General features: G+C 39.8%; 12 protein-coding genes. 7 read left to right on the top strand and 5 right to left on the bottom strand.

Annotated features, from left to right (window positions below; translation table 11 throughout):
• Positions 1-64 precede the first annotated feature (64 nt).
• Positions 65-2,317: a monovalent cation:proton antiporter family protein gene (locus H8744_RS00180; RefSeq protein ID WP_262432896.1), complete on the top strand. Its 2,253-nt coding sequence runs from the start codon at positions 65-67 to the stop codon at positions 2,315-2,317.
• An 82-nt stretch (positions 2,318-2,399) separates the two neighbouring features.
• On the opposite strand, the gene H8744_RS00175 is transcribed toward H8744_RS00180, so the two are convergent.
• From H8744_RS00175 to H8744_RS00160, 4 genes are all read right to left on the bottom strand, one after another.
• The gene (locus H8744_RS00175) at positions 2,400-2,822 is read right to left on the bottom strand and encodes an RNA-binding S4 domain-containing protein (protein ID WP_262432895.1); all 423 of its coding nucleotides are present in this window, start codon (positions 2,820-2,822) and stop codon (positions 2,400-2,402) included.
• A gap of 4 nt (positions 2,823-2,826) precedes the next feature.
• Complete coding sequence (pth, locus tag H8744_RS00170; protein ID WP_262432894.1) at positions 2,827-3,390, bottom strand: aminoacyl-tRNA hydrolase; 564 nt, start codon at positions 3,388-3,390, stop codon at positions 2,827-2,829.
• Between the two features lie 102 nt (positions 3,391-3,492).
• Entirely contained in the window at positions 3,493-4,083 is a 591-nt protein-coding gene (locus tag H8744_RS00165; protein WP_262432893.1) for a 50S ribosomal protein L25/general stress protein Ctc, read from the bottom strand.
• Positions 4,084-4,218: 135 nt separating this feature from the next.
• On the bottom strand, positions 4,219-4,578 hold the full coding sequence (locus H8744_RS00160) for a DUF3276 family protein (RefSeq protein WP_262432892.1): 360 nt from the start codon (positions 4,576-4,578) through the stop codon (positions 4,219-4,221).
• 168 nt (positions 4,579-4,746) lie between these two features.
• Here H8744_RS00160 and nusB point away from each other — a divergent pair, with 168 nt between their 5' ends.
• The 6 genes from nusB to H8744_RS00130 all read left to right on the top strand — a co-directional run bounded on the left by nusB (position 4,747) and on the right by H8744_RS00130 (position 8,867).
• Positions 4,747-5,673 carry a transcription antitermination factor NusB gene (gene nusB, locus H8744_RS00155; RefSeq protein ID WP_262432891.1) on the top strand — a complete coding sequence of 309 codons (927 nt, stop codon included), beginning with the start codon at positions 4,747-4,749 and terminating at the stop codon, positions 5,671-5,673.
• A 44-nt stretch (positions 5,674-5,717) separates the two neighbouring features.
• Positions 5,718-6,041: a preprotein translocase subunit YajC gene (gene yajC, locus H8744_RS00150; protein ID WP_262432890.1), complete on the top strand. Its 324-nt coding sequence runs from the start codon at positions 5,718-5,720 to the stop codon at positions 6,039-6,041.
• A gap of 20 nt (positions 6,042-6,061) precedes the next feature.
• Positions 6,062-7,075, top strand: coding sequence for a CdaR family protein (locus tag H8744_RS00145; RefSeq protein WP_305067317.1), 1,014 nt, complete (start codon positions 6,062-6,064; stop codon positions 7,073-7,075).
• On the top strand, positions 7,065-7,682 hold the full coding sequence (gene coaE, locus H8744_RS00140; protein ID WP_262432888.1) for a dephospho-CoA kinase: 618 nt from the start codon (positions 7,065-7,067) through the stop codon (positions 7,680-7,682). The genes H8744_RS00145 and coaE overlap by 11 nt, the downstream gene beginning before the upstream one ends.
• Before the next feature lie 17 nt (positions 7,683-7,699).
• Positions 7,700-8,131 carry a DUF5606 family protein gene (locus H8744_RS00135; RefSeq protein ID WP_262432887.1) on the top strand — a complete coding sequence of 144 codons (432 nt, stop codon included), beginning with the start codon at positions 7,700-7,702 and terminating at the stop codon, positions 8,129-8,131.
• A gap of 496 nt (positions 8,132-8,627) precedes the next feature.
• Positions 8,628-8,867, top strand: a complete 240-nt coding sequence (locus tag H8744_RS00130; protein WP_262432886.1) for a hypothetical protein — start codon at positions 8,628-8,630, stop codon at positions 8,865-8,867.
• A 68-nt stretch (positions 8,868-8,935) separates the two neighbouring features.
• Here H8744_RS00130 and clpB read toward each other — a convergent pair whose 3' ends face one another.
• Entirely contained in the window at positions 8,936-11,524 is a 2,589-nt protein-coding gene (gene clpB, locus H8744_RS00125) for an ATP-dependent chaperone ClpB (protein WP_262432885.1), read from the bottom strand.
• Between the last annotated feature and the right edge of the window lie 460 nt (positions 11,525-11,984).

Genomic DNA, 11,984 nt, shown 5'->3' with positions numbered 1-11,984 from the left:
TGCTCAATTCTGACATGTCTCTTGATTTTCGTGTACTTTTGTATGCAATAAATAGTCTACGATAATGTCAAACTTACCTACTTTGATAGCTGACCTGGCATTGATACTGCTTTGTGCCGGTGTTATGACCCTGTTATTTAAGAAATTAAAGCAACCATTGGTACTGGGCTATGTGGTTGCTGGTTTCTTGGCAAGTCCTCACATGCCTTTTACACCTTCCGTAATGGATACTGCCAATATTAAGACTTGGGCTGACATAGGTGTGATTTTCCTTCTTTTTGCATTGGGACTTGAGTTTAGTTTTAAAAAAATTGTAAAAGTAGGTGGAGCGGCTGTTATAGCAGCCTGTACCGTTATATTTTGCATGATATTGCTAGGTACAGTTGTGGGGATGAGCTTTGGCTGGCAACGGATGGATTGTATCTTTTTGGGAGGAATGATAGCGATGTCGTCTACTACTATTATTTATAAAGCTTTTGATGACTTGGGCATTCGTAAAAAGCAGTTTACCGGTTTGGTGCTGAGTATTCTGATTTTGGAAGATATTCTTGCCATTGTACTTATGGTGATGCTTTCAACTATGGCAGTGAGCAATAATTTTGAGGGTACGGAGATGCTTGAGAGTATCGGGAAATTATTATTTTTTCTTATCCTTTGGTTCGTTGTCGGTATTTATCTGATTCCGGAGTTTCTCAAGCGGTGCCGTAAGTTGATGAGCGAGGAAACTTTGTTGATCGTTTCGCTGGCACTTTGCTTTGGTATGGTGGTGATAGCGGCCAATACGGGATTTTCCGCTGCATTCGGTGCTTTCATTATGGGATCTATTCTTGCCGAAACCATTGAAGCAGAATCTATCGACCGTCTGGTAAAACCAGTTAAGGATTTATTTGGAGCAATCTTTTTCGTTTCTGTCGGTATGATGGTAGATCCTGCAATGATTGGTGAATATGCTTTGCCAATCTTTGTGATTACCCTTGCTGTCATTTTAGGGCAGGCTTTCTTTGGTACTTTTGGAGTGGTACTGGCGGGAAAACCGTTGAAGACGGCCATGCAGTGCGGTTTCAGCCTAACACAGATTGGTGAGTTCGCCTTTATTATTGCTTCTTTAGGTGTTTCACTTCATGTGACGAGCAATTTCTTGTATCCTATCGTGGTGGCTGTATCAGTTATCACCACTTTCCTTACCCCCTATATGATTCGACTGGCGGAACCGGCATCCGACTATGTTGATCGGCATTTGCCAAAGTCTTGGAGACGCTTTCTAAATCGGTATACTTCCGGGTCACAAACGGTGAATCAGGAAAGTTTGTGGAAAAAACTGCTTTTTGCAATGGCGCGTATCGTGGTTGTTTATTCGATAGTTAGTATTTCCGTTATTGCCCTTTCATTTCGTTTTGTTGTTCCCTTTTTTCGTGAACAACTATCACAGTTCTGGGGATCGTTGCTTAGTGCTGCTTTCATCATTCTTTTGATAGCTCCTTTTTTACGGGCTATTATGGTGAAAAAGAACCATTCCATTGAGTTTATGACGCTTTGGAACGATCATCGGACGAACAGGGCTCCTTTAGTGGCCACCATCATTTTGCGTGTGGTAGTTGCCGTCTTGTTTGTGATGTTTACTATAGCTGGCTTGTTCAAAGCATCTATTGGCCTTGTGATTGGCATTGCAATTCTTGCAGTTGTATTGATGGTGGGTTCACGTAGGTTGAAGAAGCAGTCGATATTGATAGAACGGAAGTTCTTCCAGAATTTGCGTTCACGTGATATGCGTGCGGTTTATATGGGTGAAAAGAAACCTGAGTATGCCGGCAGATTACTTTCTCGTGATTTGCACTTGGCTGATTTTGAAATACCGGGTGAATCTCTTTGGGCAGGTAAAACATTGTTGGATTTGAATCTAGGTAATAAATATGGTGTGCATGTAGCCTCTATTCTTCGTGGAAAGCGTAGGATTAATATTCCGGGAGGTAGCGTACGACTTTTTCCTATGGATAAGATTCAGGTGATAGGTACCGATCAACAATTAAGTCTGTTTGGTGAAGAGATGTCGCGTGGTTCTTCCTTCGATACGGATGTGTTTGAAAGGAGTGAAATGACATTGAAACAGTTTATGATTGATGCCGATTCTGCTTTTCTTGGAAAAACTTTACGTGAATCAGGTATCAGGGATAAATTTCATTGTTTGATTGCAGGAGTAGAACGAGGCGAGGAAATACTAATGGCTCCGGATGTAAATGCGCCTTTCGAAGAAGGGGATGTGTTATGGGTTGTTGGTGAAAAGGAGGATGTATACCGATTGGTCGGACAAAAAAATTGAGTGGTTCATCCGAACCCTTTCTTTTCACCAATAACTTTTTTGTGGTTAAATACGTGTTTGATCAAGCTCTAGCAGGTACCGATTATTCTTCTTCATCGAAGTCGAAGTCAAAGTCGAAGTCATCCATGAACTCAGGAGTTGTGAAATCTTCCAAGCTTCGGCGGTCTTTTTTCGTTGGACGTCCGGTGCCGCGGGCACGGTCGATGAATCCGCTGATCTTACTCATTTCCAATATCTCATATTGGTCGGGAGTAGTTACATTTTCCATAACTTCCGGGACTAATTTGGCTCCCACGCGCTTTTCGATGGCTTGCAGCACTTTAAATGAGTAGGTGATGGGGGGCTTTTTTACTTGAATCACATCTCCCGGTTTAATCATGCGTGCTGCTTTTACGAATGAACCATTTATACTGACACGACCTTTTTTGCAGGCTTCGGCAGCAATCGTACGTGTCTTGAAGATACGTACCGCCCACATCCATTTGTCTATTCTAGCTTCAGGCATTTAATTATTTTTTATTGAATTGATTCATGGTAATATTAATTCCGGCAAGACAAAAGCTTTTAATAATTTCTCCTGCCGATTCAAGGCGCTCATCCATTGTTTTCAAATCTTCATCATTGAAATGTCCCAATACATAATCGATCTGTCCTCCGCGAGGAAAGTCATTCCCGATGCCAAAACGTAAACGTGCATACTCCTGTGTTCCCAATGTAGCCGCTATATGCTTGAGTCCGTTATGACCGGCATCGCTCCCTTTTCCCTTCAGGCGCAGGGTTCCAAATGGCAAAGCCAAGTCATCGACTACTATCAGTACATTCTCCAATGGGATGTTTTCCTTTTGCATCCAGTAACGAACTGCTAATCCGCTTAGATTCATGAACGTAGAGGGCTTTAGTAATATAAATTCTCTTCCTTTTATCGAAAAAGAAGCTGTTGAACCATAACGTCCGCTTACGAATGGGGCATTATTTATTCTGGCAAGGGCATCTACTACCATGAAACCGATATTGTGACGGGTTTCATGATATTCCGGTCCGATATTACCCAGTCCGACAATAAGATATTTCATAATTAGTTATAATTGAGATATAAAGGGAACGCAGATTAACACAGACCAAAATCTGTGATAATCTGCGTTCCGGAATATTCTGGTAGAAATATTGTTCTACATTTATTTTCCTGCTGTGGCAGCGGCACCTCTTGCTGCACGAGTCAGTTTAACTGCACAAACGACAGCGTCTTTTGCATTCAGCAATTCCAGACCATCATAGCTCAGCTCACCGACTTTAACTGTCTTACCAAGACCCAAATGGGATACATTGATAGTCAGTTTCTCAGGAATTACGTTATATAAAGCTTTAACTTTCAGTTTACGAAGTTGCAATGCTAATTTACCACCGGCTTTCACACCCTCTGCCAAACCTTCCAACTGTACCGGAACTTCCATTACGATTGGTTTAGCTTCGTCAATCTGATAAAAATCAACGTGAAGGATCGTGTCTTTTACCGGATGGAACTGGATATCTTTCAAAATGGCGTTTACTTTTTTACCATCGATGTTCAAATCTACGACATGGATATGTGGAGTATATACCAAATTACGCAAGCCTTCTACAGGTACAGTAAAATGAACATTCTCACCACCTCCGTAAAGTACGCAGGGTACACCATTGTTCTTACGGATTTCTTTCAATGCTCTTGCTTGTTCTGAAGAGCGTTCTGCAATCGTTCTTGCAGTTCCTTTTACTTCAATTGATCTCATTTTCTAATTTTTTGTGTTACTCTAAATTAAGTGATTTGAGTGCTTAATTCACCATCACACGATGTGGATATCCACCCGTTGTTGCAAAAAAGCGGTGCAAAAGTACACTTTCTTTTCGAATTATCAAAAAAAACTTTATTCAAAATCAATGTCGATCTTGATTTCCTCGGGTTGAATGATTTCAGCGGTTTCTTCTTCTTTTACCGCGTGCCCTTGCACTTCGTTTATAAATTCGATGGCTTGAGTCAAACCGGTCATGAATTTGTCAAAGTCTTCTTTGTATAGAAAGATCTTATGTTTTTCAAAACTTACTTGAGAATCATCTCCTTCACCCAGCACCACTTTCTTGCTTTCCGTGATGGCAAGGAACATTTCGTCTTTCCGGTTCTTTTTTACGTCAAGATAGTAAATACGTTTACCAGCCTTAATGGATTTAGAGAATACAATCTCTTTATCATTTATCTCTGCAACTATTTTCTTTTTTAAATCTTCCATATCATTAGGTCTGTTAATAATCGGCTTCAAAATTGGAACTTTTTTTTCAACTGTCAAAAGAAAAAGGGCAGAGAATGAATTACTGCATTAAAAAATGTGATTTATTTGTGTAAACTCATTAAAAATATCTACTTTTGCAATTCGTTAATAACAGTATTATTAAAGATTATGATTAACAGAGTTCTTATTCGTCTAAAAATCATACAGATAGTGTATGCTTACTATCAGAACGGAAGCAAAAATTTAGACTCAGCGGAGAAAGAGTTGTTCTTTAGCCTTTCCAAGGCATATGACCTCTATAACTATTTGTTGATGCTTATGATTGCATTGACGGACTACGCACAAAAACGCATCGATGCGGCAAAAGCTAAGTTGAAACCTACGAAAGAAGAGTTGTATCCTAACACGAAATTTGTGGATAATAAATTTGTTGCACAACTCGAAGTGAACAAGCAATTGATGGAGTTTATCGCTAATCAAAAAAGAACATGGGCTAATGACCAAGATTTCATCAAGGAACTTTATGAAAAGATTGTAGTATCTGACGTCTATAAAGAATACATGGCTTCAGCAGATAATTCATATGATTCCGATCGTGAATTCTGGAGAAAGATTTATAAAGCATTTATATACAATAATGATTCTTTGGATCAGGTTTTGGAAGATCAGAGTTTATATTGGAATGATGATAAAGAAATAGTTGACACATTCGTGCTGAAAACGATTAAACGTTTCGAAGAAAAGAACGGAGCTAATCAGGAATTACTTCCCGAATTCAAGGATGATGAAGATCAGGAATTTGCACGTCGCCTTTTCCGCCGTACTATTCTGAATTCTGATTATTACCGTCATCTGATCAGCGAAAATACTAAAAACTGGGATCTGGATCGTGTTGCTTTCATGGATGTCATTATTATGCAGACTGCATTAGCAGAAATTCTAAGTTTCCCGAACATTCCGGTCAGTGTTTCGTTAAATGAATATGTAGAGATTGCAAAACTCTATAGCACTGCCAAAAGCGGTAGTTTCATCAACGGAACGTTGGATGGAATAGTTAATCAATTGAAAAAAGAAGGTAAGTTGACAAAAAACTGATACCTTTGCTTTATATAGATTAGAAAATTTAAACAGATTAATTTATGAACTTATTGACTGTATTACTGCAAGCTCCGGCAGCCGGACCTAATGGAAGTATGATGTGGATCCTGCTGATAGCAATGTTTGTTATCATGTATTTTTTTATGATCCGTCCTCAGAATAAAAAACAAAAAGAGATTGCTAATTTCCGTAAATCTCTTCAGGTGAATCAGAAGGTAATTACCGCTGGAGGTATTCATGGTGTTATTAAAGAGATTACCGATGATTATATTGTTCTTGAAATTGCAGCTAATGTAAAAATCAAGATAGATAAGAATTCTATTTTTGCAGATGCTTCTGCTGCCAGCCAGCAAGCTGCTAAATAAGCTGTAACTGTAATTAGCCTATGTCCGAACGTAGGAACATAAAATATATTTATTTGAAACTTTCCAAAAAGATTAAGAATTTTCTGCTTAGTGAAAATAGCAGGGAATTCTTAATCTTTTCGTTTTTCTTCCTGATTGCTGCCGGCTTTTGGTTACTTCAGACATTAAACAATGATTATGAGGCGGAATATTCTATTCCGGTTCGCTTGAAAGGAGTTCCTAACAATGTAGTTATTACTTCGGCTCCTGCTTCTGAAGTGCGTATTAAAGTGAAAGACAAAGGTACTGTTTTGCTCAACTATATGTTAGGGAAGAGTTTTTTTCCGGTTAATCTTGATTATGACGATTATAAAGGACGTGATAATCATGTGAAGATTTACGCTTCCGAATTTGAGAAAAAAATATTAAGTCAACTTAATGTCTCTACCCGATTACTTTCGGTTAAACCGGATACTTTGGAATATATTTATTCTACGGGTAAATCAAAACTGGTTCCGGTGAAAATGCATGGCAAGGTTTCTGCTGGACGGCAGTATTATATTTCGGATACGATTTATTCTCCCGATTCGGTATTGGTCTATGCACCGGAGAATATTCTTGATACTATCTTTGCGGCTTATACGCGGTCCTTTGACTTAAGTGATATTGTTGATACATTGACGTATCATGCATCCATTATGGATTTGAAAGGAGTTAAATTTGTACCAAATGCTGTCGATTTGACTTTTCCCGTAGACATATATACGGAAAAGACGGTTGAAGTCCCTTTACATGGCATTAATTTTCCAGCGGACAAGGTGTTGCGTACATTTCCATCTAAGGTGCAGGTGACCTTTCAGGTGGGATTAGGACGTTTTCATAAGATTACTCCAGAATCTTTCTATATCAATGTTTCTTATGAAGATTTGCTTAAGCTAGGATCTGACAAATATACGGTTAAGTTGAAATCTATTCCGCAAGGAGTGAGCCATGTACGTGTTGTGCCTGATAAGGTGGATTTTCTGATTGAACAAGTTTCTTCTTATGGCAATTAGAATAGGTATAACAGGTGGCATAGGCAGTGGCAAAAGTATTGTCTCACGATTGCTGGAGGTGATGGGAGTTCCTGTCTATATTGCCGATGCAGAGTCTAAAAGGCTGACAAATTCAAGTCCGTTTATTCGTAAAGAGCTTTGTAACTTGTTGGGCGATAAATTGTTTGAAAACGGTGAACTGAATAAACCAGTGCTGGCTTCTTATCTTTTTGGGCATCCTGATCATGCCAGGCGGATAAATGATATCATTCACCCGCGCGTAAAGGAAGATTTTAGAAATTGGGCAGAGGCTCATGCTGCTTTTCCCATCGTAGGAATTGAATCTGCAATATTGATTGAATCCGGTTTCGACAGTGAAGTTGATTTGATAGTGATGGTATATGCTCCGTTTGAGTTGAGAATAGAACGTGCTGTCAGGCGTGATAATTCTTCGCGTGAACTGATTGTGAAACGCTGTCAATGCCAAATGAGCGATGAAGAGAAGCGCCTACAAGCAGGATTTGTGATTATAAATGATGATGAAACGCCTTTAATTCCTCAGGTTTTAGAGTTAATATCTTTGCTATCTAAAAATATTGATTATCTTTGCCCGTCAAAAAATAACTAATAAAAACAGAATATACTATGCTGAAGACTATCTTGTCCATTTCCGGAAAACCGGGATTGTATAAACTTGTTTCACAAGGAAAGAACATGCTGATTGTTGAATCGATCAATGCTGATAAGAAACGCTTTCCTGCTTATGGTAATGAAAAAATAATTTCTCTGGCAGATATAGCAATGTACACGGATGATTCTGAAGTGCCTTTATATGAGGTTCTTGAAGCGATTAAGAGTAAAGAAAACGGTTCAGCGATTTCTCTTGATCCGAAGAAAGCCTCTGCTGACGAATTGCGTGCCTATATGGCGGAGATATTGCCTAATTTTGACCGGGATCGTGTATATCTCAATGATATAAAGAAGCTTATTTCTTGGTATAATATTCTTATTACCAATGGAATTAATGAGTTTAAAGCCCCGGTAGAAGAATCGGAAAAAGAAGAAACTGCAGAATAAGAGAGTCTCTTAGACATCTTGATTGTAGAAGAGAAAGCGTGATAAACGTCCCACGGGATATTTATCACGCTTTTTGTTTTTTTATTGATCAGCTTTAAACAAAAGCTATAAACCACTGTTCTGTGAATGCTATTATATTTGCAGGAATATTTTTGAGTCTTCTTACTGTAGATTCAAAGCTTTTTACTTATCTTTGTTGCAGTCCATAACGCTCTGAAGCGTCAGGGAATGGGACAATTAGTAACAATAAAGAACAAAGGCGTTTAAAATATTATTCTGTACTTGAAATCTGGACAATTTCACTATTCAGGAATAATGCTTGCAAGCGCTCATGCTCTGCTGTATATGCAAATATATAGTATTGGGCGTGGGTTGCTGTACATTATTTGAATAGTGGCAGTCCAGAGCCTCAAGTACGATAATGGCAGCAGTTCCCACGCTTTTTTACATATTTAGATTCTTCTTTGGGGGACAGGAAGAAAGATGCACACAGAGTATGGAAAAGAAATCGAATAAAACATTTGATTTTCAGTTGGATGCTGAACAGGGGACATTGCACTTAAGCAATCTGCTGAAGGATGCAATGGTATATTTGTATGATGAAGAGGGAGAGCTAAAAATGAAGGAATGTAGTGTTTCTCCTTCGTTGGATTTAAAACTTCCGGGACATGGGATTTACATTCTTGTTATATTTCATCCCATGCATAGAATGTTGGCTAAAAAAATCGTTTTCTGAGTACATAGAATGCAAAAATGCCGATATAACTCAATATACCGGCATTCCTACGACGTTGCTTTTGTATCTTAATTATGGAATGATAATCCGTCACCTGCTACATCGACAATGATCGCTTTGTCACGTGCCACCTCCTGTGAAAGTAGCTTCTTTGACAAGTCATTCAGCAAATAACGCTGGATTGCTCTCTTCACCGGACGGGCTCCAAATTCCGGATCATATCCTGCCTGTGCAATAAAGTCTATGGCAGCATCTGTCAGTTTCAATTCAACACCATTGCCAGCAAGCATTTTTTCGACACCTTTGATCTGTAACAGCACGATCTCTTTAATTTCCTTTTCCGTCAGTGGCAGGAACATGATGGTTTCATCGATACGGTTTAGGAATTCCGGACGAATGGTTTTCTTTAACATATTCATCACTTCCTTTTTGGTTTCTTCGACTACTTTCTCTTTGTTTTCACCGTTCAATTTCTCCATCTGACTTTGGATGTAGGAGCTTCCCATATTGGAAGTCATGATGATGATGGTGTTCTTAAAGTTTACCACACGACCTTTGTTATCTGTCAGTCGTCCGTCATCCAGCACCTGCAAAAGGATATTGAAAACATCCGGGTGAGCTTTCTCTATTTCATCGAACAATACTACGGAATATGGTTTGCGCCGGATGGCTTCTGTCAACTGACCGCCTTCATCATAACCTACATATCCCGGAGGCGCTCCGACAAGACGGGAGACGCTATGTTTTTCCTGATATTCACTCATGTCGATACGGGTCATCATTGATTCATCATCGAACATGAATTCAGCGAGAGCCTTTGCCAATTCTGTCTTACCGACACCGGTCGTTCCCAAGAATATGAATGAGCCGATCGGACGTTTCGGGTCTTGAAGTCCTGCACGACTACGGCGGACTGCATCGGCAACAGCAGCGATGGCTTCATCTTGACCGATGACGCGCTGGTGCAACTCGTCTTCCAAGTGAAGCAGCTTGTCCTTTTCACTCTGTAACATTTTGCTTACCGGAATTCCTGTCCAGCGGGCTACAACATCAGCGATATCTTCAGCGTCCACTTCTTCCTTAATCATGGCCGAGTCGCCTTGCATTACTTTCAGTTCTTCCTGAGTATCTTCGATCTCTTTGTTCAGAGCTTGGAGTGTACCGTAACGTATTTCAGCAACTTTTCCATAATCACCTTCCCGTTCGGCTTTTTCGGCTTCGAATTTTAGGTTTTCTATTTCTACCTTGTTCTTTTGGATCTTGTCCATCAGAGACTTTTCGTTCTGCCATTTAGCCTTATGTGACTTTTCTTGCTCTTTTAATTCAGCAATTTCTTTACCTATCGTATCCAGTTTGGGTTGGTCTTTTTCCCGCTTGATAGCTTCACGTTCAATTTCCAGTTGCTTGATCTTGCGGGATATTTCATCCAAATTCTCGGGTACGGAGTCGACTTCCATACGTAACTTGGCTGCTGCCTCATCCATAAGATCGATAGCTTTGTCCGGAAGGAAGCGATCGGTAATATAACGGCTACTCAGTTCCACGGCAGCAATGATTGCATCGTCTTTAATACGTACGTGATGATGATTCTCGTAACGTTCTTTCAACCCACGCAAGATCGAAATGGTACTTAGCGTATCAGGTTCGTCCACCTGCACGATCTGAAAGCGTCGTTCCAAAGCCTTGTCTTTTTCGAAGTATTTCTGATATTCATCCAAGGTAGTCGCACCAATGGCACGAAGCTCACCGCGAGCGAGTGCAGGTTTCAGAATATTGGCTGCGTCCATGGCACCTTCGCCTTTCCCGGCACCTACGAGCGTGTGAATCTCATCGATGAAAAGAATGATGTTTCCTTCGGATTTCATGACCTCGTTGACTACGGATTTCAATCGCTCTTCAAATTCTCCTTTATATTTAGCACCTGCCACCAAAGCACCCATATCTAATGAGTAAACTTGTTTGTCACGCAAATTTTCGGGAACGTCACCTCTTAATATACGATGAGCCAACCCTTCAACAATGGCAGTCTTACCCGTACCTGGTTCGCCAATCAATATCGGATTGTTCTTTGTACGGCGGCTCAAAATCTGAAGGACACGTCGTATCTCTTCGTCGCGGCCTATCACCGGGTCGAGTTTGCCGCTGCGAGCTGCTTCATTCAGGTTGATCGCATACTTTTCAAGTGCCTGATAGTTGTCTTCACTTGACTGTGAAGTTACTTTCTCCCCTTTACGTAATTCAGTGATGGCTGCACGAAGTTCTTTTTCTGTCATTCCGGCATCCTTGAGGATAGAGGAAACAGTACTTTTTACTGTAAGCAGGGCTATTAATATCGGTTCGAGAGAAACAAATTCATCACCCATTTCTTTTGAATACTGAGTAGCTTTCTGAAGTACGTCATTAGACTCCCGGCTTAAATAAGGTTCTCCGCCTGACACTTTGGGCAATGAGTCAATCTGCTTGTCCACGACTTGTGCTATTTGGGCACCGTTTACACCTAACTTCTGGAAGATGAAGTTAGTCACGTTTTCCCCAGCTTTCATCACTCCGGCCAATAAGTGAACAGGTTCAATGGCTTGTTGCCCCCGGCTTTGTACCAGGTTCACAGCATCTTGTACTGCTTCTTGGGCTTTAATTGTAAAATTGTTAAAGTTCATATTGTATAATCTCCTTTCTTTTTTTCACTTCTTAATAACACTGAAAGTGCGCAAAAGATTTGCCAATGCACAAATAATGCCATTATTTCAGTAATTTTGTATAATTTGTTGACAAAATGTCTTCTTTTACTTTATACTTTGCGTATTTACATAGATAATGTATGAGAAAACCCATTCTTGAAATTCCCAATTGTTACAAATTGACAAAATGCTTTTCTGATACACTATAAAGAGTTTAATTCCGACCGATGATAGGCATGATCAAAAAAAACGCACTGTGGAGCGATTTGACTTATTCGCTTTGTCGGAATAAAGGTTGAATGGGTTTCTTTATGTACTTCTATATTTGCTCGTTCTTTTCACATGGTGGATCATATAGACTATATTGTCTCATAATGTCGGTTATTGAAGCTTCGCAAGATAGGGCGGAATAGAGAAAAAGGAAAAAGAAAAGGATGTA

The sequence above is a fragment of the Jilunia laotingensis genome, assembly GCF_014385165.1.
GTDB lineage: Bacteria > Bacteroidota > Bacteroidia > Bacteroidales > Bacteroidaceae > Bacteroides > Bacteroides laotingensis.
The sequence above is the reverse complement of the archived record's forward strand: the minus strand, read 5'-3'. Positions and strand labels throughout refer to the sequence as shown.

What these genes read in the sequence shown, in the direction of transcription:
- H8744_RS00180 (WP_262432896.1), top strand. Translation starts at nt 65, where the DNA reads ATGTCAAACTTACCTACTTTGATAGCTGACCTGGCATTGATACTGCTT.
- H8744_RS00175 (WP_262432895.1), bottom strand. Translation starts at nt 2,822, where the DNA reads ATGCCTGAAGCTAGAATAGACAAATGGATGTGGGCGGTACGTATCTTC.
- pth (WP_262432894.1), bottom strand. Translation starts at nt 3,390, where the DNA reads ATGAAATATCTTATTGTCGGACTGGGTAATATCGGACCGGAATATCAT.
- H8744_RS00165 (WP_262432893.1), bottom strand. Translation starts at nt 4,083, where the DNA reads ATGAGATCAATTGAAGTAAAAGGAACTGCAAGAACGATTGCAGAACGC.
- H8744_RS00160 (WP_262432892.1), bottom strand. Translation starts at nt 4,578, where the DNA reads ATGGAAGATTTAAAAAAGAAAATAGTTGCAGAGATAAATGATAAAGAG.
- nusB (WP_262432891.1), top strand. Translation starts at nt 4,747, where the DNA reads ATGATTAACAGAGTTCTTATTCGTCTAAAAATCATACAGATAGTGTAT.
- yajC (WP_262432890.1), top strand. Translation starts at nt 5,718, where the DNA reads ATGAACTTATTGACTGTATTACTGCAAGCTCCGGCAGCCGGACCTAAT.
- H8744_RS00145 (WP_305067317.1), top strand. Translation starts at nt 6,062, where the DNA reads ATGTCCGAACGTAGGAACATAAAATATATTTATTTGAAACTTTCCAAA.
- coaE (WP_262432888.1), top strand. Translation starts at nt 7,065, where the DNA reads ATGGCAATTAGAATAGGTATAACAGGTGGCATAGGCAGTGGCAAAAGT.
- H8744_RS00135 (WP_262432887.1), top strand. Translation starts at nt 7,700, where the DNA reads ATGCTGAAGACTATCTTGTCCATTTCCGGAAAACCGGGATTGTATAAA.
- H8744_RS00130 (WP_262432886.1), top strand. Translation starts at nt 8,628, where the DNA reads ATGGAAAAGAAATCGAATAAAACATTTGATTTTCAGTTGGATGCTGAA.
- clpB (WP_262432885.1), bottom strand. Translation starts at nt 11,524, where the DNA reads ATGAACTTTAACAATTTTACAATTAAAGCCCAAGAAGCAGTACAAGAT.